The organism is Pseudomonas umsongensis (assembly GCF_012647205.1).
Classification (GTDB): Bacteria; Pseudomonadota; Gammaproteobacteria; order Pseudomonadales; family Pseudomonadaceae; genus Aquipseudomonas; species Aquipseudomonas umsongensis.
In genome coordinates this window covers 3408588-3428643 of the sequence record NZ_CP051487.1, presented here as the reverse complement: position 1 = coordinate 3428643, position 20056 = coordinate 3408588, and the positions used below count along the sequence as shown (strand labels likewise).

General features: G+C 57.0%; 21 protein-coding genes and 1 pseudogene. 15 read left to right on the top strand and 7 right to left on the bottom strand.

The window, feature by feature from the left end; all coding sequences use genetic code 11:
- Positions 1-44 precede the first annotated feature (44 nt).
- The 5 genes from HGP31_RS15510 (at position 45) to HGP31_RS15490 (ending at position 5750) form a co-directional block, all read left to right on the top strand.
- Entirely contained in the window at positions 45-1163 is a 1119-nt protein-coding gene (locus HGP31_RS15510) for a dihydrolipoamide acetyltransferase family protein (RefSeq protein WP_083349101.1), read from the top strand.
- Between the two features lie 10 nt (positions 1164-1173).
- Entirely contained in the window at positions 1174-1449 is a 276-nt protein-coding gene (locus HGP31_RS15505) for an acyl carrier protein (protein WP_033043816.1), read from the top strand.
- Between the two features lie 133 nt (positions 1450-1582).
- Positions 1583-2242 carry a c-type cytochrome gene (locus tag HGP31_RS15500; RefSeq protein WP_168758136.1) on the top strand — a complete coding sequence of 220 codons (660 nt, stop codon included), beginning with the start codon at positions 1583-1585 and terminating at the stop codon, positions 2240-2242.
- A gap of 120 nt (positions 2243-2362) precedes the next feature.
- A complete protein-coding gene (locus HGP31_RS15495; RefSeq protein ID WP_168758135.1) occupies positions 2363-5203 on the top strand; it encodes a cation-translocating P-type ATPase in 2841 nt (946 codons plus the stop codon).
- A gap of 85 nt (positions 5204-5288) precedes the next feature.
- The gene (locus tag HGP31_RS15490; RefSeq protein ID WP_168758134.1) at positions 5289-5750 is read left to right on the top strand and encodes a hypothetical protein; all 462 of its coding nucleotides are present in this window, start codon (positions 5289-5291) and stop codon (positions 5748-5750) included.
- A 111-nt stretch (positions 5751-5861) separates the two neighbouring features.
- On the opposite strand, the gene HGP31_RS15485 is transcribed toward HGP31_RS15490, so the two are convergent.
- On the bottom strand, positions 5862-6086 hold the full coding sequence (locus HGP31_RS15485) for a hypothetical protein (RefSeq protein WP_083349097.1): 225 nt from the start codon (positions 6084-6086) through the stop codon (positions 5862-5864).
- Positions 6087-6108: 22 nt separating this feature from the next.
- On the bottom strand, positions 6109-6606 hold the full coding sequence (locus HGP31_RS15480; RefSeq protein ID WP_033043809.1) for a BCAM0308 family protein: 498 nt from the start codon (positions 6604-6606) through the stop codon (positions 6109-6111).
- A gap of 215 nt (positions 6607-6821) precedes the next feature.
- On the opposite strand from HGP31_RS15480, the gene HGP31_RS15475 reads away from it, so the two are divergent.
- The 9 genes from HGP31_RS15475 to grxC all read left to right on the top strand — a co-directional run bounded on the left by HGP31_RS15475 (position 6822) and on the right by grxC (position 14313).
- Positions 6822-7382: a nitroreductase family protein gene (locus tag HGP31_RS15475; RefSeq protein WP_033043808.1), complete on the top strand. Its 561-nt coding sequence runs from the start codon at positions 6822-6824 to the stop codon at positions 7380-7382.
- A gap of 174 nt (positions 7383-7556) precedes the next feature.
- Positions 7557-9383: a DNA polymerase/3'-5' exonuclease PolX gene (gene polX, locus HGP31_RS15470; RefSeq protein ID WP_168758133.1), complete on the top strand. Its 1827-nt coding sequence runs from the start codon at positions 7557-7559 to the stop codon at positions 9381-9383.
- Positions 9384-9627: 244 nt separating this feature from the next.
- Complete coding sequence (locus HGP31_RS15465) at positions 9628-10509, top strand: universal stress protein (protein WP_168758132.1); 882 nt, start codon at positions 9628-9630, stop codon at positions 10507-10509.
- Positions 10510-10726: 217 nt separating this feature from the next.
- Positions 10727-10879, top strand: a complete 153-nt coding sequence (locus HGP31_RS30385) for a hypothetical protein (protein ID WP_175582348.1) — start codon at positions 10727-10729, stop codon at positions 10877-10879.
- Between the two features lie 637 nt (positions 10880-11516).
- Positions 11517-11690, top strand: a complete 174-nt coding sequence (locus HGP31_RS15455; protein WP_168758131.1) for a hypothetical protein — start codon at positions 11517-11519, stop codon at positions 11688-11690.
- 809 nt (positions 11691-12499) lie between these two features.
- Positions 12500-12967, top strand: a complete 468-nt coding sequence (cynS, locus tag HGP31_RS15450; RefSeq protein WP_168758130.1) for a cyanase — start codon at positions 12500-12502, stop codon at positions 12965-12967.
- Between the two features lie 103 nt (positions 12968-13070).
- Positions 13071-13319, top strand: coding sequence for a DUF2790 domain-containing protein (locus HGP31_RS15445; protein WP_168758129.1), 249 nt, complete (start codon positions 13071-13073; stop codon positions 13317-13319).
- Between the two features lie 37 nt (positions 13320-13356).
- Positions 13357-14019, top strand: a complete 663-nt coding sequence (locus tag HGP31_RS15440) for a carbonic anhydrase (protein ID WP_168758128.1) — start codon at positions 13357-13359, stop codon at positions 14017-14019.
- Positions 14020-14049: 30 nt separating this feature from the next.
- Positions 14050-14313, top strand: a complete 264-nt coding sequence (gene grxC, locus HGP31_RS15435; protein WP_168758127.1) for a glutaredoxin 3 — start codon at positions 14050-14052, stop codon at positions 14311-14313.
- A 19-nt stretch (positions 14314-14332) separates the two neighbouring features.
- On the opposite strand, the gene HGP31_RS15430 is transcribed toward grxC, so the two are convergent.
- The 3 genes from HGP31_RS15430 to HGP31_RS15420 all read right to left on the bottom strand — a co-directional run bounded on the left by HGP31_RS15430 (position 14333) and on the right by HGP31_RS15420 (position 17665).
- Positions 14333-16405, bottom strand: a complete 2073-nt coding sequence (locus HGP31_RS15430) for a 2Fe-2S iron-sulfur cluster-binding protein (RefSeq protein WP_168758126.1) — start codon at positions 16403-16405, stop codon at positions 14333-14335.
- Positions 16406-16599: 194 nt separating this feature from the next.
- On the bottom strand, positions 16600-16890 hold the full coding sequence (locus tag HGP31_RS15425; RefSeq protein WP_240963485.1) for a glutathione binding-like protein: 291 nt from the start codon (positions 16888-16890) through the stop codon (positions 16600-16602).
- Positions 16891-17041: 151 nt separating this feature from the next.
- Positions 17042-17665, bottom strand: a complete 624-nt coding sequence (locus HGP31_RS15420; RefSeq protein ID WP_110750126.1) for a DJ-1/PfpI family protein — start codon at positions 17663-17665, stop codon at positions 17042-17044.
- A gap of 217 nt (positions 17666-17882) precedes the next feature.
- Here HGP31_RS15420 and HGP31_RS15415 point away from each other — a divergent pair.
- A pseudogene (locus HGP31_RS15415) lies at positions 17883-18086 on the top strand (alpha/beta fold hydrolase); the annotation flags it as partial.
- Between the two features lie 38 nt (positions 18087-18124).
- Here HGP31_RS15415 and HGP31_RS15410 read toward each other — a convergent pair.
- Both HGP31_RS15410 and HGP31_RS15405 read right to left on the bottom strand, forming a co-directional pair.
- A complete protein-coding gene (locus HGP31_RS15410; protein WP_168758125.1) occupies positions 18125-19036 on the bottom strand; it encodes a LysR family transcriptional regulator in 912 nt (303 codons plus the stop codon).
- Positions 19036-19956: a LysR substrate-binding domain-containing protein gene (locus HGP31_RS15405; RefSeq protein WP_168758124.1), complete on the bottom strand. Its 921-nt coding sequence runs from the start codon at positions 19954-19956 to the stop codon at positions 19036-19038. Before HGP31_RS15405 ends, HGP31_RS15410 begins: the two co-directional genes overlap by 1 nt.
- Positions 19957-20056 lie beyond the last annotated feature (100 nt).

Sequence of the window (20056 nt, the reverse complement as noted above, 5' to 3'; positions counted from 1 at the left end):
TGCTGCAGTCTGCCAGCTGCCGGGTTGAGTCTGGAGAGTCATCCATGATCGAGTTCAAACTGCCGTCGCTGGGTGCCGACATGGATGAAGGCACGCTACTGGAATGGAAAATACACCCTGGTGATAAGGTTAAGCCTGGGCAGGTGATTGCCGTCGTCGATACGGCCAAGGCGGCCATCGACGTGGAGTGCTTGCATGAAAGCACCGTCCTGCAATTGCTGGTCGACATCGGTACGAAGATACCTGTAGGTACACCCATCGCACTGTTACTGGAGCCAGGGGAGGATCCGCAAAGCGTAAAGCGAACATCGCCAGAAGCGCCGCTGGTGATCGAGGCGCAAGACCTGTCGGGTAGCCGCCCGCGTATTTCCCCTGCTGCGCGTCGGCGCGCTGTCGAGTTGGGACTCGATGTCGATCAATTGAAAGGCCACGGGGCGCAAGGCGCTATCACCCTGGAAGATGTCGAAGTGGCCGCCCACCTGACGCATGAACCCGATCATGAACAGGCCATGCGCCAGACCATCGCCGCCGTCATGAGTCGTTCCAAACGCGAGATCCCCCACTATTACCTGAGCGAAACCATCGCTTTGGACAAGGCCATGGGCTGGTTGCAGGAGCACAACGCACAAAGCACGCTGCAAGAGCGCCTCTTGCCCAATGTCCTGCTGCTCAAAGCGGTGGCACTGGCTTTGCGCGAATATCCCCAGCTCAATGGTGTCTGGCTGAACAACGCCTTCGAGCCGGCACGCGAAATCAACCTTGGCGTGGCCATAAATTTGCGCCAGGGAGGCCTGATTGCCCCGGTGCTGCATCAAGTGGCGGACTCGACCCTGACCCACCTGATGAGCGAACTGGCCAGCCTGGTTGAACGGGCGCGCAGCGGCTCCTTGCGCAGCTCCGAGTTGGGAGGCGCCGGGATTACCGTGACGCAACTCGGCGATCAGGGGGTGGACAGCGTGCTGGGGGTGATCTACCCGCCGCAGGTTGCCTTGGTCGGCTTCGGTCGTATCAGCGAACGGCCTTGGGTGAGGGAGGGCCAACTGTGCGTCGTGCCCACCGTCATTGGCAGTTTGTCTGCCGATCATCGGGTCAGCGATGGTCATTATGGGGCGCGTTTCCTTAGTGAAGTGCGTCGTCTCTTGCAAACACCGCAGGCTCTTTGAAGAGGCTCATATGAATTCGCAAGTGGTCCGCAATGAGGTGTTGCGTGCATTGAAAGGCATCGCCCCGGAAGTCGAAGTCGAACAGTTGCACACTGATCGGTTATTGCGCGAAGAGGTGGACCTGGACTCCATGGATTGGCTGCGTTTCATCGAGGCGCTGAATCGCAGCCTGGGTGTCGCCATACCCGAAGCCGATTATCGCGAGGTGGATACCTTGGACAGGCTCATCGCCTACTTGGGACAAAGGCGCCAGTCGGGCGCCGACGGGCCATCGAGCCAGACGTAGTTCATGCGCTCAATAAAGCAGGTGGGGGGGCACCATTGCTGCAACGCGCTCAGCAGGATTGATTGAGGTTTGTCAATTGCAGGTGCGATCGCCGGGCGAAAATGGTTGAAAGCGCACTTCAGGGGTACAGGTCATGAACGTCAAGGGCATGCAGCGTACTGACAACCGGTCACCCACCCTCCTGGTCATTGGCCTGGCCACGCTCCTGGGCTGCACCGGGTCCAACGAAGACGGGGCGCAAGAAACGGCACCGATGTCCGCCATCGCCCTGGCAGACAATCTGTGTTCGTTGTGCCACGGGCTGACGGGGGAATCTGTCTCGCCCCTGGTTCCAAAGCTGGCTGGCCAGCAAAAGGACTATTTGACCTCACAGCTGACCGACTTCACACAGCATGGCCGCACCGATGTACCCGGTAATCGCTACATGGGCGGATTGACCCATTTGACCGGGACTCAGATTGTTGAACTGGCCGACTATTTTTCGAGCCAGACTGCCATGAAGGCGCAAGCCGATACGCCGGATGCGCGCGGTGAATCGATCTACCGCCAGGGCTTGCCGCAGGCGGGCATCGCCCCGTGCAGCAGCTGCCATGGTGCGGACGGGCGGGGCAATGGGCAGGTTCCACGGGTGGCAGGTCAGCATGCGATGTACATGGCTCGCCAGATCCTGCGGCTTCAGCAAAGTGTGCAGCCTCCCCACGGGGCTCCGATGCAGCAGGTGGATCATGCGCTGTCTCAGGTGGATGCCCAGTCGGTCGCGAAGTACATGGCGACACTCGGGGCCAGGCAATGAGCGGCTGACAGGGCGAAAAGGTGTAAGCGCGGTGCGGGCTCTGGACTTGCCTGGATCACGCCAGCTCTGCCCGCGCCATTGGTCGAGTAACGACGCACACTCCGTTGTCAAGGAGATGAAATGAGTAGCGCGCTTGAGCCCGGCCGCAACCGTATCGCTTCGCCATACCTCAAGGACGTCGAGACGATTGTCCGCGAGCTGGACACTGACATCGGTGTGGGTTTGTCCAGTGCGCAAGTCCAGGCGCGGCTGAGTCGTGACGGACCCAATGAGTTACGGGCCCAACCGGTCAAGCCTGCCTGGCAGTATTTTCTACGGCAGTTTCAGGACCCGTTGGTGTATCTGCTGCTCGTCGCCGTGGTCATCAACCTGGCTAGCTGGTGGCTGATGGACGGTCGCGATTGGCCTGTCGATGCGTTGGTCATCACGCTCATTGTGTTGGCTAATGCGCTCCTCGGGTTTTTCCAGGAAACCCGGTCACAGCGCGCAGTTGCAACATTGGCCAACCTGACCCAGAGCTCTTCGTCAGTCATCCGCGACGGGGCCATTGAACGTATTCCCAGTCACCAGTTGGTGGTCGGTGATCTGTTGGTGTTATCCGAAGGCGATTCGGTAGGAGCCGATGCTCGCCTTGTCCAGGCCAATGCCTTGCGGGTACTGGAGGCGTCGTTGACTGGAGAGAGTGAGGCGGTTTCGAAAAACACCGCGTGCCCAGGCACTGAAGTACCGTTGGCGGAGCGCTCCAACATGGTGTTCAAAGGCTCCGCCATCGCCCAGGGTTCTGGAGTCGGGGTGGTCACGGCTATCGGCATGGCGACTGAAGTGGGGGCGATCGCTCATTTGTTGGAGGTCACCCCCGAAGAGGTGACGCCTCTGCAGAAGGAAGTGCGCGCCATAGGGCGGATGCTCGGCATTGCGGTTCTGCTAATCACCATGGTTGTGGTGGTGGCCGTGCTGATACTCATTCCAGTCGACACTGTCGATGATGTGCTGAGCGTGCTGTTGCTGGGCGTATCCCTGGCGGTGGCTGCGGTGCCAGAGGGGCTGCCCGCCATTCTGTCACTGGTGCTCGCCTTCGGCATGCTACGCATGGCCCGCAACAAAGCCATCATCAAGCGCCTGTCGTCTGTGGAGACCCTGGGGGCTGCATCGGTTATCTGTACCGACAAGACTGGTACGCTGACCCGCTCCGAAATGACCATCCAGCAAACCATGACAGCATCTGGTAAAGGGCGGGTCAGTGGAGTCGGCTACGCGCCCAATGGGCAGATTGATTACCTGGGCATGCCCACGAGCAAAGGCCCGGTGCATAACGAAAATGTGCTGCTGTTGCGTGGTGGAAGCCTCGCTGGCAACGCCAGGCTGACGCAACGCGAAGATGGCAGCTGGGTCATTCATGGCGACCCGACCGAGGGAGCCTTTCTAGTGGCACAGCGCAAGCTTGATGCGCCCGTGCACAGTACCGATCGCTTCGAGCGTGTGGCTGAAATTCCCTTTACCTCTGATCGAAAAATGATGTCGGCGGTGGTCATCGATCATGAGCACAACGATCAGCGACTGCTGTTCAGCAAGGGGGCACCCGATGTGCTCCTTCAACATTGCACGCACATACAAGTTGGCATGGATGTCGTGCCACTCACCGACGACCTGCGTGCCAGGGCGGTGGCCAATGTGAATGAGTTATCGGGCGCGGCATTGCGCACGCTTTCCGTGGCTTACCGTCCCTTGACAGCCAGTGAAGATGTCACGACCGGTCAACCCCTTGAAACCGCGCTTGTGTTTATCGGTACGGTCGGTATCAGTGACCCACCGCGGGAGGAGGTCGCGCCAGCCATTGTCGAGGCCCGTCGGGCAGGCATCCGCATCATTATGATCACGGGCGACCACCCCCGAACGGCTGCGCGCATCGCCGAGGACCTGGACATTATCCCGGCCGGTGGCAGGGCGTTGACCGGGGCCGACCTGGACAAGTTGGACGACGCGGCCTTGGCCGAGGCGGTCAAGTCGACCTGCGTTTACGCACGCACGGCTGCCTCGCATAAGCTGAGAATCGTCGATGCGCTACAGGCGCAGGGGCATGTGGTGGCGATGACGGGGGACGGTGTCAATGATGCACCGGCCCTGAAGTCAGCCGATATCGGCATTGCGATGGGCATCACGGGAACGGAGGTGAGCAGACAGGCGGCGAAAATGATTCTGGCTGACGATAACTTCGCAACCATTGTGCTGGCCATTCGTGAAGGACGCGGCATTCTGGACAATATCCGCAAGTTCCTTCGTTACTTGCTGTCATCCAATATGGGAGAAGTGCTGACGGTGTTTCTCGGCGTCGTGGGTGCCGGTGTCATCGGCCTGGTTGATGAGAAGGGCGCGATCATCCTGCCGCTGCTGGCCACGCAGATCCTGTGGATCAACCTGATCACCGATGCAGCGCCCGCCATCGCCATGGGCCTTGATCCGCACGGCGAGGATGTCATGACACGCAGCCCACGCAAACCTTGGGACCGAATCATCGACACACGCATGTGGATCGGTGTAATCGAGGTGGGGCTGGTCATGGCATTGGCGAGTTTATTCACGATCGACTGGTTGCTGCCGGGGGGGATGATACCGGGTGATGCCTCGCTGGTTGAGGCACGCACTGGCGGTTTCACGGTCCTGGTATTGGCGCAGTTGTTTAACGCATTGAGTGCGCGTTCCGAGTCAACCAGTGCATTCAGGAGACTGTTCGCCAATCGATGGCTTTGGGGGGCGATTGTCCTGGCTGTAGTCCTGCAGGTTGCAGTAGTGCACTCGCCACCGCTCAACAAGGCGTTCGGTACAAGTGCATTGACGTTTGGCCAGTGGGGATTTTGTCTTGTAGTGGCCAGTTCTTTGTTCTGGTTCATCGAACTGCGCAAGCTGCTTTTGCGATTGAAGAGCCAGAAGCGGGCAAAAACATACATCGCAAAACGTGAATAGACGGGTGCAGCCAAGTTGACCTAAATCAATGGGCATTCTGTTGGCGGCCCCATGCTCTTAAGACACATGGGTAAGGCACTTGGTCATGAACATCAACAAGCTGATCGGGATTCACGCGGTGCAAGGCTGGTGGCGGAGCAGGGGAGCGACAATAGGAAACCTGCGTCGACCCGGTAAAAGGCTCTGGAAACGTGACGCAACCTACCTGCTGTTGATCTCGCTGGCGTTGCCGGCGGGTTATTTCATGGCGTATCACTTTGCTGCCCATACATTGAGGGAATTGGTGAACTCTTGCTCCGCGCGTTTCGAGATCGAGCTTGAAAAAGCCGAGATAGAGCCTCCCATCGAAGCTCTATCGCGATCCTTGTGCGAATGTCAGGCACAAACACTGCTCAACAAAAACGGCGTCGTGCGCATTGCGCTGGTCGACAGCCACCTACTGGATCCGCAGTCACTCGAGCCTGTAACGGAGGAAGACGGAGAGGCCTGTATCAACGCCCTATGGAAGCCAGACGCCGAACTGGCCAAGCGCTTGACGCTTAAGTGACATACTGCAAATCGTGCCTGCGTTCGCAGCCTGGCCCGGTGATCTGGTCGCGCAGTTGCGCCACCGCCGAGGCCTATTGCGGGAGCTGGCCTCGGAAATCGCCCAGGGTGATCAAGCACTGCTGGGCTGGATGAAACCGGCCATCAGGTTGACCCCGGCCAAAGCTGTGACCACGTATACGGCGCCACCAAGGCCTTCGCGCGCCAGTTTTCGTTGAGCCTGCGTTGCCCAGGCCTGGAACAACTTTGCGATTGAGCGTGGGGCGGCGGGCTGAATGGCCGCATCCACGCTTGTCAAAACTCGCCGGTATTTTTTTGCTGGCGCTTTTTTTTTCATCGGACAACTAACGCGTCCGGTCCTATTCGTCGCGCGTCCAGTGGATGCTCACGCCATACTGATCCGCGCTGTACCGGTAATCGGATTGCCCTTTGAAAGCACTTTCCAGCGCATGACTCAAGCGATTCGCCAGATGGATGCCGGTCGTAGTCACGATCAGGTCATCCGCGGAGTCCGAAAGTTTGATGATGCGCTCCAGGGCATGCTCGGCTTTCTCCGCCTTTTCCGTATGCTCCATCAGGTGAATGATTTCATCTCGATGCTTTTGCAAGAAGCTGCCCGATAAGGTGAGGGTGCCCGCAGGCATGTCGTCCGCGACACGTCGACAAGCCGGGCAGGTAGTGTCTTTGGCTGCATGCGCCACGGTATTTTCAGGACGACTCCAGGTCCAGTTCCCGGCGTGATACACCGCACCACACTGCGAACAAATGGCTGAGCCTTCAACCCGCTGCGAGCAATAAGGATCATGGGTGGAGGTTTTGAACAACTTGTCTTTGTGGCTCTGCTGATACTTGTCCATCGTGGTTCTCCTCGGCCATTGGGAAGAAAACAATCCACGCTCAGTGTGCGATCAGCACGCTTCGTCAATTTGATGCAGATCAATTTCCAGCGTTGCGAAGCCATTCGCAGGGCCGCACGCCATCGGACGAAACGAGTGCGCAGACTTGATGTAAATCAACAGCCCACCCCATTGGCTGGACGACGTTATGAACAAACTTCTTGAGGTTTGCACCCATGAATATCGATGAGGCGATTTACGGCCGTCGCTCTACACGCGAGTACACGACTGAAGCTGTTGATAAAGAGCTCATAGGCCGTTTGATCAATGCCGCGATTCAGGCGCCCAGCGCAGTCAACCAACAGCCCTGGACGTTCACGGTATTACGTGACCAGGCATTGCTCGATCGGATTTCGCGCGAAGCCAAGGCTTACATGCTCGAGGCCCTGCCTTCAGGATTGCACTCCGGTCACTTTTTATCGTTGCTCAACGATGACAGTTTCCAGATTTTCTATCATGCGCCTGTGCTTATCCTGATTTCGGCAAACGCCCCCGGCCAGTGGATCGTTGAAGACTGTTCACTGGCTGCCGAGAATCTGATGCTCGCTGCCTATGCTGAAGGGTTGGGGAGCTGCTGGATCGGTTTTGCCCAGGGTTTTCTCAACACGCCCCAGGGAAAGAATGCCCTTGGTTTGCCCTCAGAGTGGGTGCCGGTGGCACCGATCATCGTAGGCCATCCGAAGTCCACGCCAATGCCCGTCACGCACAAGGAGCCGCAGGTTTGCTGGGTAGGCTGACTTGCGACACCCATGGGCTGGGCAGGGCGATCGCCCCTGGAAAGCACTGCCCGGCCTCGGTCGGCTATCCGGGCGTCGAGACCGTTCGTTGGGCGCATCTGATCTACATCAAGGAGCAGACATCGGGATCGGCAATGCTGTTGGCATCGACACCCATAACAGCGGGATTTCCCCATGCCGCGGCCGGACGGATCACCACACGCGCCATTGCTCACCCTGGCGCCTTCATCGCTCGGCCAGGGCACCGCGAATGACGAGATTGCCTCGATTTTCGATGATATTGCCGACCTGCTCGAGTTGGAGGATGCCAACCCTTTCCGGATCAGGGCTTACCGTAACGCTTCGCGAACGCTGAGGGCGTTGACCGTCGATCTGGCGAAGATCATCGCGCGTGGCGAACCACTGCCTAAACTGTCCGGGATCGGTGTTGACCTGGCCGGCAAGATCAATGAAATCGTCACCACCGGCGATTGCGCATTGCACTCACGGTTGCGCGCCACCTTGCCAAAGGGGTTGGCCCAATTGCTATCTATCGCCGGTTTGGGTCCGAAGCGGGTCCGGCACCTCTATCACGATCTTGGAATCGAAACCGTACAACAGTTATGTCTGGCCGCTGAACAGCGACGTATTCGCCATCTTCCCGGCTTTGGTGAAAAGTTGGAGGCCCGGCTATTGAGTGCCGCGCAGAAAGGAATCGGCAAGGACCGGCGTTTACCGCTCGCCCATGTCGAGCCATTGGCAGAGCGGCTGGCGCGTTATCTGGAGCAGATCCCGGGTGTCGAGCAAGCGACCGTGGCCGGAAGCCTGCGACGCATGCGCGACACGGTCGGCGATATCGACATCCTCGTTGCTGCCGCACCTGGCGTGAAGGTTGCCGCGCAGTTCATCAAGTACCCGGATGTAGCCACCGTGCTGGTTCAAGGGCCAACGCGTGCCAGCGTTCTCCTGGGAACAGGCCTGCAAGTGGATCTACGGGTCATTGAACCTGCGGTCTATGGCGCGGCCCTGGTGTACTTCACTGGCAGCAAGGCGCACAACATCGCGATTCGCCAAAGGGCACAGAAGAAGGGGCTCAAACTCAGTGAATACGGGGTATTCAAGGAAAACCGACGTCTGGCAAGTGGCACTGAAGTCGACGTTTATCGGGCGCTGGACCTGCCCTGGATAGTGCCGGAGCTTCGCGAGAATCGCGGTGAAATCGAAGCGGCGCTGGCCAATCGCTTGCCCAGACTGATCGAATCAAGTGATCTCAAAGGTGACTTGCATGCCCATACCCGTGAGTCGGATGGCGGCAACAGCCTGGAAGATATGGCGCTTGCGGCGCAGGCCGCGGGCTTGCAATACCTGGCAATCACCGATCACTCCCATTCCCTCAGGGTGGCCCATGGTCTGGACGGCGACCGGTTGCTGCAGCAGATCGACCAGATCGATGCGCTCAATGGCCGGTTGCAGGGCATGACGTTGCTCAAAGGTGTCGAGGTCGACATTCTCGAAGATGGTCGCCTGGATCTGCCGGACGATATTCTGGGGCGCCTGGACCTAGTGGTGGGTGCCGTCCACAGTCATTTCAATTTGACTCGACGCCAGCAAACCCGGCGCCTGCTCAGGGCTATCGACCATCGCTATTTCACGATTCTGGCGCACCCATTGTGTCGGTTGATCAATGAGCGCGAGCCCCTGAACCTGGACCTCCTCGCCATCATCAAGGCTGCCGCTGAGCGGGGCTGCTGTCTGGAGCTCAATTCGCAGCCGCAGCGCATGGACCTGTTCGATCTGCAATGCCAAATCGCCAAGGATCAAGGCGTGCTGATCAGCATCAATTCGGATGCGCATCGCACGGCTGATTTTTCCCAGTTGCGTTTCGGGGTCGCGCAGGCACGTCGAGCCTGGCTGGAACCCCATAACGTGCTCAACACTCGGTCGCTATCAGCGCTGAAGTCGTTTCTGCGCGGTGTCGGGGACAGGCATACAGAACGGGATCAAAGCTTATGTCAGCGTTAGACAACATCACCCGGCCATTCGATTCAGCTGGAACAAGGGATCGCTGACTTGATGTAGATCAAGTCGCAAGCAGGGCAGACTTTCAAAATCAAAAAAAGTGGCGGGGTTGGCTCATGGGCGCAGAAATACATGAGCGACTGTCTGAATGCTGAGTAACTGGAAGGGCTGGACGCCTGGGACGGGGCGCGGACCTGCGATCGTGCACTCGTCCATGTAGGACTTTCATCTGACTGGAGGACCTGTCATGAGCCAGTATCAACGCTTGTTGCTGATAGTCGATCCGACGTTGCGCCAATACCCGGCACAACATGCGATGGCGCTGGCCAGGGCCAGCGGCGCAAGTCTGCATATCCTGGCACTTGTTCCCGCTATAAAAGGGTTGTGGATGCTTGAGGAGCGCGACAGGTTACAGCTTCGTGAGGATTGCCTGCGACCCCATCGCGACTGGCTCAATGAGCAGACCGCCCCGTTGCATGGCAGGGGGATTACAGTGACCACGCAACTGACGTGGGCTGAAGATATGGAAAAGGACATCATCGATTATGTGACCGACATGCAACCTGATCTGCTGATCAAGCAAATCCGGCACGAGTCGGCATTCAAACGGGCAATCTTCACCCCGCTGGATTGGCAACTGCTGCGCCATTGCCAAGTGCCGGTGTATCTGGTGGGAAGCAGCCGGCACGTGTTACCACGCAAAGTGGTGGCTGCTGTCGAGGTCACCGATACCACGCCCGCCGACAACACGTTGAACGAACGGATCATCCAGCAGGCAAGTAGCCTTGCCCTGCAGTGCGATGCCGAGCTGCATCTGCTGTATGCCTGCACCATCTCGGCAGCGTACCTGGCGGACTATGACGGCCTTACCCTTGCTGAACTGACCAAGGCGCTCGGCAGGGATCTGAAAAAAGCCTTTCTGGCGCTGGCCGACCAGTTCGGCGTGCCGTCCGATCGCCGACATTTCATAGAAGGACACCCGATCGCAGTCTTGAATGAGTTTAGCCACGACCATCAAATGGATGTGATCGTCATGGGCAAAGTCCAGTCCCGTGGTCTGGGTAAGTTATTGGGCAGCACCACCGAACACATTCTGTATCAGGCGCCATGCAGCATTCTGGCGGTTTAGAAGCGGCGGTACAGGCGCGTGTATTTGGCCTTTGCAGAAACTGGATGTAGGGGAGGGGCTGCACCACGCGGCGATCATGTGAACGACTGCATCGACATATCATCAGCCCGCAATTGGGTTTGTCGGTGTCAGTGCCGGAGTATTACGACATCGAACTTGCACGTGCCGATTGATGCCATAACGCGGTTTTGTATTCGCCCGAATGGCAGGAGAGATGATGAACACCGTCATGGTTACTCCTGCGGATCATCCAGCCATCAGCCGGGAGCTGGCATATATGATCCTGTTCATGGCGCTGTTCACGGCCATGACCCGTTTTGGATTGGGCATCGGCCTGGTCACTCTGATGATTGCCCTTGTACGAACGTAATTGGCCAATTACGCAGTGATTATTGCGTTCTGGAATCTGGGTTTGGCGTTTGGCCTGGTCCTTCTCATCGCCGGGTTTTCCAGTTACCTGGGTATCGGCAAGGTATTGAGGATTGAACCATTCGAAATTTTCAGAGGCTAAGAGCGGTGCCTGAATTTAGTTTTGTATTCCCAGCGTGTTGTCTAGCCTTAGAGGAGGTTGGTTTTACATCACTGATTCCAAAACCTACTATCAGCTAACTCAACTAAACAGGCATTTAGTTGAGCTATAAGAATCATCTGTATATAGGGCAGGGAAGTCCTGTGATTCTAACTGAAAGCAGCAGCCGAATCGTGTGCCCACCACAAGCAGGATCCTCCGTTAAAGGTCGATGATTTCACGGGCTGCTTCAAGCAAGGGTAAGGATCCTGGGGGTTGTGTAGTGGTCGAGGGATACGGCTTGGCTTTGAAGTAAGCCGGCTTCCGCCGTATTTTGACGTCCATGGCTATGTGAGCTTTTGATATGCCTTTTGTGAATGATGATCAAAGTAAAAACGCCTGAAAAACTGGTATTTCTTACAGTTTTCAAATGTAGTTGGTGGCTGAACTATAAGGGTTGTTAGAACAGTTCATTTCCTCAGCCCCAGGAGAAATCGTTATGGCAACTTTTACGCCCGAGCAACTCGTTGAAATGCCAGATGATCAACTGCAGTATTTGTCACCAGAGCAATTGGAACAACGAGACGCATTATTCCGCCAGCAGCAGCTAGAAAAGCAAATGAGGAATTCGAAGGACTTGTTAACGGAGGTTAAGCTACCACCAGATGAGTAACCGGATAATTTATCGGTCCTCAGCACAGCTGGACCAGCTTGTGGGGTAATTGGACGGTACGCGTTCGACAGAATCCGGCTGATCACTTGCCAAAGGAAAACCCTGGCGATCGGGAGACCACTGGGGTTTTTCTCCGCGGCATGAAAAACAGCCGCTTAGTGAAGCTAGGCCATTTGGTGCTCAAAAAGGAGAAGACTACCACCCAAGGCTGTATCCATAGAGTACGCATAATGTATATTATGTTAAATCATGTGCTATGTCAGATATGTTCATGTGGCTCGTAAGTTACTGATTCTACAAACCCGCCTCTGACGTCCACTCCTGTTCTATCGCGCCAGGCAAAAGCACTGCGCCAACAGTGCCAGGCACGGGGCCGTACTGATGGATTCGGTGAGCGATTCCGGAATCGAGCTCTATCGCCTCGTCTTCCTCAAGCAACGCAATCCGTCGTCGACCAGCACGAATATCCACTCCGCCTTTGAGCGCCACCACCAGTTTGGTTTCCCGACGATGCAACAACGGCAAGTTGTGCGCATGCAGAGGCAAGACAAAACGCGTGTCTGTGCCCGCCCCTCCGATGCTTGCCCCAGCTACATCAATCCAAGCCGGATATCCGCTGGGATATCAACAGCAGCGCCTCTGAGTTTTCAACGTTCATGAGCACTCCGAAATGCATCTATAGGTAGGACTTATGCGAAGGATTGTATATCGGTCTTGGACGCTATCGAGATAACCGCAGAAGATTGCTTCACACCCAAGCAACACCAACCTAGTAACGCCAACTCAGCAAACCCGATAGGAGAAACACCATGCAACAGTCCCACGCTTGCAACGACACCAGCCTTGAGCTGACCGCGAAAATCCTGGACGCCAAAGCTCGCAAAAATCTGTCCTTTGAAGACGTGACCAAAGGCACCGGCCTCGGCCTGGCTTATGTCACCGCCGCCCTGCTCGGTCAGCACCCGCTGCCTGAAGCTGCTGCCAAAGTGATCGGTGAAAAACTGGATCTGGACGCCGACTCGGTTGCCCGCCTGCAAGTCATCCCGCTGCGCGGCAGCCTGTCGGGTGTCCCGACGGATCCAACCATCTACCGCTTCTACGAAATGATCCAGATCTACGGCACCACCCTGAAAGCTCTGGTTCACGAACAGTTCGGCGACGGCATTATCAGCGCCATCAACTTCAAACTGGACATGAAGAAAGTCGAAGACCCAGATGGCGGTCACCGTGCGGTGATCACCCTTGACGGCAAGTTCCTGCCACTGCGTCCTTTCTAAGGATGCAACCGGACCTGTAAATCGGCCCGCAGCCTTGCGGGCCTGCTTCAAAAAATTTCTTAACCCTTTCGATCAATCACCACATTTGAATGGAGGATTCGTCATGAAAAAAATTCTGTTTCTCGCCCTGTCCCTGACGGCTTCGCTGTCAGCCTACGCACAGGAAGCTGCGGTAGCACCTGAGGCCGTTCCATATGCGTATGGCATGCACCTGGATGTCGCCAAAGTCATTCACATCACCCCGACGGCTGATGTCTGTGGCCCGACGCCAGTGCAAATGACTTACCGCGATTTGCACGGTGAAATCCACATCCTGGAATACAACGTGATCGGTAGCGGCTGCACCAACTAATTGTCACTCACTCAGCACTCAATGAAAGGTAAACACCATGAAAGCGCTCATCGAAGGTTTCTTGAAGTTCCAGAAAGAAGCATTCCCACAACGCACTGACCTGTTCAAACACCTGGCCACCACGCAACATCCCGGCACGTTGTTCATCACCTGTTCCGACAGTCGCGTCGTACCGGAACTGCTGACCCAGCAAGAGCCTGGCGAACTGTTCGTGATCCGTAACGCTGGCAACATCGTGCCGTCCTACAGCCCGCATTCCGGTGGTGTGTCGGCCACAGTCGAATACGCCGTCGCCGTACTGGGCGTGACCGATATCGTGATCTGCGGCCATTCCGATTGTGGTGCCATGACCGCTGTCGCCAAGTGCACCTGCATGGATCACCTGCCTGCGGTCGCGGGCTGGTTACAACATGCCGAGTCGGCGAAAGTCATCAACGAATCGCGTCCTCACGCCAGTGAAGCCGCCAAAGTCAGTTCCATGGTGCGTGAAAACGTCATCGCCCAACTGGCCAATATTCAGACTCATCCAAGCGTGCGCCTGGCTCAGGAAAAAGGCCTGGTGAATCTGCATGGCTGGGTCTACGACATCGGGACCGGTTCAATCGACGCCCTGGACGCCGACAACAAGACCTTCAAGTCACTGGTCAAGCATCCGAACACCGTTGCCGTTCATGCCCGTCCAGCAAAAGCTGTTGCCTAAATCAGCCTCTAATTTTCAGGAGTACTCAACATGATTGAAGTCACTATGTACACCACCACGACCTGCCCCTACTGCCGTAGTGCCAAGCGTTTGCTTGATGCCAAAGGGATTGCGTACAAGGAAATCGATGTACGCTCAGTCGACGTGAAGACCGAAATGGTCAGCCGAAGCGGTCGCCGTACCGTCCCGCAGATCTTTTTCGGCAACTGGCACGTTGGCGGCTTCGATGACTTGGCTCAACTTGAAAGCGAAGGCGGCATCGACCAGGTACTCAACCCGCGCATGGCGGGATGAGTATCTGGTCGATGCCAGCTCACAAATCCAGCACCAGGGGGGCGTCGCCCTCCTTGGCTTGCGCTGGCACCGCACAACAAATCAGTACCTCCCCTTCGGCCGGCATCTCAGCCGGCAGGTTCAGATAATGCACTTGGCCACTGACCAATCGGGTCCGGCATGTACCGCACGATCCGCCCCGGCAACTGAAGTCCGGGTTCAGGCCACGGCTCTCGGCCAGTTCCAGTAAACTCCCGCCACCCGGCTCCCAACGAGCTTCCTTCGCCGATGCCGAGAACAGCACTTTGACCGGGCTGCTTGCCGCGGGTATCTGCTCGACCTCCGGGGTTAAATGATCCCGTTGGCGAACCAGGGTCGAAGGACCGAAAGTCTCCGCGTGAATACGATCATCGCCAATACGCAACTGACGTAGACCGTCGTACAGCGCCTGGGTAAAAGCACCAGGGCCGCACAGGTAAAAGTCGTAATCGTCCAGGGGCAGCAATGCCTTGAGCAGTTCGACATCCACACGCCCCGCCACCTCAAAATCCTCACCAACGCGAGCATGAGTTTCCGGCTGACTAAGCAGGCGCAGCGCACGAATTTTATCCTTGGCACGGGTCGCGAGTTCGTACAGCTCATCGCGAAACCCGAGTTCACTCAGGCTGCGCGCACTTTGGATGAACCAGGTCGGTCGAGTGCGACGGATACGTTCGCCTTCATAAATCACTTCACGCAGCATCGACAGCAGTGGGGTCACGCCCACGCCCGCGGCCAGCAAAACCAACGGTCGATATTCATCGGCTTGCACCGTGAAGCGCCCTTGAGGGGCACGGGCTTCAACCAGATCCCCTATCTGAACGCGGTCGTGCAGATGCGACGAGATGAGTCCGTCACGCTTGACGCTGATGCGGAAAAAACTGTCCGACGGCGCACTCGACAGGCTGTAGGTTCTGACCAGAGGCGCCTGTCCTTCAGCAAGGCAAAAGCGCACCGGCAGATGTTGGCCAGCCTCAAACCGCGGTATGCCCGCGCCATCGGCCGGTTCAAAGTAGAAGGAGCGAATGGAGCTGCTCTCGTCAACTATCCGCGTCACCCTCAGCGGTCGCCATTGATCGCGCAGGTTATCGGCTTGCAATCGGCCCTCAGCTTGTTCCCAACTGCCCGTCATCAGGCTGTTAGGCGAAAAACCTTCAAACCGCCAACGCAGGGCCAACACAGCCTGACGTCGAACCACCTGTTCCACGGTCAGTGTCCAGAGTCGCTCAGCTCCCTGAAAGGCAGCAATCTCCGGGCCCTCGAGAATAATCTCGGTACGCCCGCTGACTTGCAGCATGTCGCCTGTTTCAAAATCGATGAACACCAGCCCTGCGCGTGGGTTAAGCACGAAATTACCCAAGGTGTTGAAGTGCAGGTTGCCAGCAAAATCGGGAATCGTCAGCACGTTGCCTTCGATCCTGACGAAACCTGAATTGCCCCCCCGGTGAGAAACGTCCACCGAGCGCCGGGATGCATCGCCATCCAGGTCGACATAGCTGGCGATGAAAAAGGTATCGGCCTTGCTGATGGTCGACTTTGCGGCTTCATCCAGTTCACTGAGACATTCGGCTGTTACGATTGCTGAAGCTTGGCCAAGGCTGACCGGCTCAACGCCTCGCAACTGTATGTATTGCGGGCAGTTGCCGAAAGCGTGCACCACAGAAACGGTAAAACCGCCTGACGAGGCGGTACTGATGTTGCCGTTCATGCGATTGCGCCTTCGGGTCTTCAGGTCAATACCCAGCAATCCCACAGCAGCGCCCTGCTTGAGGGCCGCCCGAACCGGATCACCCTCGGCGGGCAGGCGGTCGAGTTGCAGCATTCGCGGATCGGGAGAATGGATGAAGCCAGTGGGGCCTTCGATCAACGTGGCCCAAGGCATCCCTTGTTCATCGACCGCGCCCACCACCAGGTAAGGCAACTGGTTGTAAAACAATCGATGCTGATCAGGCATGAAGTCACGTACGACCTTGCGTCCGAATATCTCCATTTGATCGGCGACTCCGACGCTTTCCTGCAATTCACGCTCACCCGCATGCCAAGGGGATGCTCCTGGCGCGTCCGACTGACTCATGATCACCTCTACGCATTCGTAAACAGGTGCCCTTCACCCGCCGCCCGGCGAGGAATGGTTGAATCCCCGGCAGCGGGGTAAATACGCAATTGCCGGTGATTATCAACTCTGCGTTTTGCAACCTCATGAAGCTCGAGACAGACCCTGCACGCACTCGAGCAACACGGAATCGCCTAAGGGGGGTAGCGATCCCGCTATGGAAGCCCATAAAGCTTTTTTCTGTCTTGATCAGCTTGAACAGATGGACGAATTTGCTCCCCTTTAGCGTAGGCCCGAACCACTGCTGGGCGCATGCTGATTTTCTCTAGCCAAGCGGCGACGTTAGGATAACCATCGAGCATCATTCCTTGCTTGTCATGTTGCAGCACCCAAGGATAGATCGCCATATCGGCAATGGAATATTCGCCGGCGACGTAAGGTCGTTCGCTCAATTGCTGCTCCAGAACGCCATACAAACGTTCGGTCTCTTTACTGAATCGTGCCACGGCGAGCGGCACATGTAATCGACAGCATTGGAAAGACTGAACATTGGGTTACCTTTTTCGGCAGCGAATGAAAACATAGACCACATACTCGTCAGTGCTCAGCACTTCGGCGTACCCTTGATAAAGAGTCGATCGGAGTTGGTGGAACATTTCAGGGCACTTGCGGCGTTTCGTACCAACCACGGTCGGGGGTGGCGAAGCGCATCTTCTTGCGGATGAAAGCGGCATTTTCGACACTGGTTATTTTTTCGAGCAGTACGAATGCAACTTCGGTGGCAGTGCCCGGCCCGCTCGAAGTGATGATCTGGTCATCGACAACCACGGGGCGATCGACAAAGCGTGCACCGGTTTCCAACAGTTGGTTTTTCCGCTTGCCGCCCTCCTGGTGGTAGGTCGTGGCGTTCCTGTCACGCAGCACGCCGGCCACGCCCAGGCACACGGAAGACACGCAAACGCTCGCAACGGGTTTATCGGCTTCGACGAAATGCCGGATGGTCGCCAGGAAGGGTTCGCTCAAGGCTTCCTCGTAAAAACCCGACGGTTCAAAACCACCCGGCAGTGCCAAGGCATCGAAGCTGCTCAAGTCCAGTTCGCTCAATAGAAAGCTCGGATTGAGCGTGAGACCGAAGGTAGTCACGATCTTTCTGCGAAGGCCGGCGTTGACCAGCTCCACAGGGTGATCACCCAGCAGGTTGGCCCAGCCAAGCACATCGGTAAAAGCGGCCATTTCCAGAGGCTCTACGCCGTTGGCCAGTAACATAAGCACGCGTTTCATCGGTCATGAACCTCTGCTGTACAGCATGGAAAAGTATGTGTGCTTATGCTCCGCCTTAACCGTGATGCAGAGAACGACCACAAAACACAATCCACTATTTCGCTCACTGAAATGCCCGAACGGCATTTGTATCCGTTTGTAGTTCAGGGGATTGCAGACATATTTCCATGCGCCGGGCGGGCAAGTCAGACGTGACCGTAGCTACGCTGATCAAGCCTCGAGCGAACCCGCCTGGAAAACCGTTCCGTCGTATTTCGTCTATGGCGACAAGGACAAGAACATCCCTGCGCAAGCCCAGGTGTTCATGGCTGAACGGGCACACGCCAAGAAGACTGTCGTAGTCAAAGGCGCGTCCCATGTGGTGATGGTGTCCAATCCGAAAGTCGTTGCCAGCCTGATTGAAACAGCTACCACTGCATGACTAGCAGTGACCTCCGCTGTTGCGTGCGCTGCAAGCGTTCAAAGAACATCCGGCTGCATGGCCGGATGCTCGCGCAGGCCGTCGACGATGTGGTCAACAAAACTGCGCACCCGCATCGAGGCCTTGCGCCCTTCGCGGTACACCACGTGCACCGGCAGCGCCGGTAACTCATAGGGCTGCAACACACACCGCAATCGCCCCGTGTTCAAATACTCGTACAACGGATAGCTCAGACAACGGGTAATGCCGGCGCCATAAGCGGTTGCATCAATGGCCGCCTGTACCGTCGCGCAACTGATCCGTGTCCGGGCTTTTAAGTGATTCACCTCACCGTCGTGCTGGAAGTCCCACTGGACGCTGTCTCGATAGGCATCGGTGGCGACCAGTCGATGATTTTGCAGATCCTCAGGTACGCCGGGCTCACCGTGAGTAGCCAGATAAGCAGGGCTGCTGCATACCATCGAGCGTACATAGCCCACCTGTCGTGCGATCAATGACGAACTTGGTAGATGGCCGACCAGCACCGCCACATCGATGCCCTCTTCATGCATGTTCGGAAAACGATCATGGTATTGCGCAAAGACTTTTACCTCAGGATAAAGACACATGTAGTCCGTCAGAATCGAGGTCATGACATAACGGCTGAACAGCAAAGGCATCAGCACCGTGAGATTGCCTTGGGCCTGAACGTGTAAGCCCTTGGCCGAAGCCTCTGCGTCTTCGATAGCTCTGAGAATGCGTGAACAATCGGCCATGAAACCGGCACCGGCCTCGGTCAGCGACACCCCACGGGTGCTTCGAACTAACAGAGGCACGCCAAGACGTTCCTCCAGCCGTGCAATGGCGCGAACGACCGTAGGTCCGGACACACCCAGACAAACGGCCGCAGCAGCCAGACTGGGCCGCTCCGATAACGCTTCGAACATCAGCATTTCATGATAGCGATCCATCAGTTGGAACCCTTCACCACAGCCCTGAGCGCCGAGTTCTTGCCGAGTCGATCCGCGAGAAAATCCACGAAGGTACGAACCTTTGCCGGTATGCGGGTGCTCTTGAGGTAGACCACTTGAATGGGCAGCGCCGGTGGTTCGAAGTCCTCCAGCACCAGTTCCAGTTCGCCTGCCGCCACTTGGTTGGCCACCTGATAGGACAACACCCGCGTGACACCCCAGCCCAGACTGGCGATATTGATCGCGGCCTGATTGGCGGTGACCACCAATCGCGGTTCGAATCGAAAGCTCAGGGCGTTGCCGTCGTTGACGAATTGCCAGTCGCTCAGCAAATGGCTGGCCGAAGACATGACAATGTTGGCGTTACTGAGTTCACCGGGATGACGCGGCCTGCCGTAGCGTTCGAAATAATCGGGAGTACCGCAGATCACCTGACGTACTTCGCCGACTTTGATGGCGTGCTGATTAGTCTCACGCAAGTGGCCGATGCGTATGGCCACGTCGATACCCTCGTCCGTCATGTTCACGACACGATCCACCAGCAAGGCATTGAGGTGCACCGAAGGAAACTGGTCCACGTAGTCGGCCAGCAGCGGCGCGATGTACAACTCGCCAAACAGCACCGACGCGGTCACGGTCAAATGCCCGCACGGTATCGAGTAACTACCGGCAGCCGCCTCCTCCGCTTCGTCGATATCACTGAGGATACGCCGACAATCCTCGAGATAGCGTTGACCCGCTTCGGTGAGATGAAGGCTGCGAGTGGTTCGAGAAAGGAGCTGTGTGCCGATTCGCTCTTCCATCGCGGCGATGGCACGGGTCACGCTGGGGGGAGAGATATTCAACAGGCGAGCGGCGGCGGCAAAGCCTTCTTCCTCGGCTACTGCCATGAATATCTGCATTTCTTGAAAACGATCCATAGGCGCCCCTGTCTTGATGAGAGGACAGCGAGGTATCTGGCCGCTTGCGCGGGAAGACCTGATTGCCAGTATCGTCGGCTACAGCGACTTTCGCACGCGC

Bases quoted from the DNA above. Each gene is read 5' to 3' on its own strand.
- HGP31_RS15445 (WP_168758129.1), top strand. From the start codon at position 13,071: ATGAAAAAAATTCTGTTTCTCGCCCTGTCCCTGACGGCTTCGCTGTCA.
- HGP31_RS15420 (WP_110750126.1), bottom strand. From the start codon at position 17,665: ATGAAACGCGTGCTTATGTTACTGGCCAACGGCGTAGAGCCTCTGGAA.
- HGP31_RS15455 (WP_168758131.1), top strand. From the start codon at position 11,517: ATGGCAACTTTTACGCCCGAGCAACTCGTTGAAATGCCAGATGATCAA.
- HGP31_RS15510 (WP_083349101.1), top strand. From the start codon at position 45: ATGATCGAGTTCAAACTGCCGTCGCTGGGTGCCGACATGGATGAAGGC.
- HGP31_RS15485 (WP_083349097.1), bottom strand. From the start codon at position 6,086: ATGAAAAAAAAAGCGCCAGCAAAAAAATACCGGCGAGTTTTGACAAGC.
- HGP31_RS15480 (WP_033043809.1), bottom strand. From the start codon at position 6,606: ATGGACAAGTATCAGCAGAGCCACAAAGACAAGTTGTTCAAAACCTCC.
- HGP31_RS15495 (WP_168758135.1), top strand. From the start codon at position 2,363: ATGAGTAGCGCGCTTGAGCCCGGCCGCAACCGTATCGCTTCGCCATAC.
- HGP31_RS15405 (WP_168758124.1), bottom strand. From the start codon at position 19,956: ATGGATCGTTTTCAAGAAATGCAGATATTCATGGCAGTAGCCGAGGAA.
- HGP31_RS15490 (WP_168758134.1), top strand. From the start codon at position 5,289: ATGAACATCAACAAGCTGATCGGGATTCACGCGGTGCAAGGCTGGTGG.
- HGP31_RS15500 (WP_168758136.1), top strand. From the start codon at position 1,583: ATGAACGTCAAGGGCATGCAGCGTACTGACAACCGGTCACCCACCCTC.
- grxC (WP_168758127.1), top strand. From the start codon at position 14,050: ATGATTGAAGTCACTATGTACACCACCACGACCTGCCCCTACTGCCGT.
- cynS (WP_168758130.1), top strand. From the start codon at position 12,500: ATGCAACAGTCCCACGCTTGCAACGACACCAGCCTTGAGCTGACCGCG.
- HGP31_RS15505 (WP_033043816.1), top strand. From the start codon at position 1,174: ATGAATTCGCAAGTGGTCCGCAATGAGGTGTTGCGTGCATTGAAAGGC.
- HGP31_RS15430 (WP_168758126.1), bottom strand. From the start codon at position 16,405: ATGAGTCAGTCGGACGCGCCAGGAGCATCCCCTTGGCATGCGGGTGAG.
- polX (WP_168758133.1), top strand. From the start codon at position 7,557: ATGCCGCGGCCGGACGGATCACCACACGCGCCATTGCTCACCCTGGCG.
- HGP31_RS15410 (WP_168758125.1), bottom strand. From the start codon at position 19,036: ATGGATCGCTATCATGAAATGCTGATGTTCGAAGCGTTATCGGAGCGG.
- HGP31_RS30385 (WP_175582348.1), top strand. From the start codon at position 10,727: ATGAACACCGTCATGGTTACTCCTGCGGATCATCCAGCCATCAGCCGG.
- HGP31_RS15465 (WP_168758132.1), top strand. From the start codon at position 9,628: ATGAGCCAGTATCAACGCTTGTTGCTGATAGTCGATCCGACGTTGCGC.
- HGP31_RS15440 (WP_168758128.1), top strand. From the start codon at position 13,357: ATGAAAGCGCTCATCGAAGGTTTCTTGAAGTTCCAGAAAGAAGCATTC.
- HGP31_RS15475 (WP_033043808.1), top strand. From the start codon at position 6,822: ATGAATATCGATGAGGCGATTTACGGCCGTCGCTCTACACGCGAGTAC.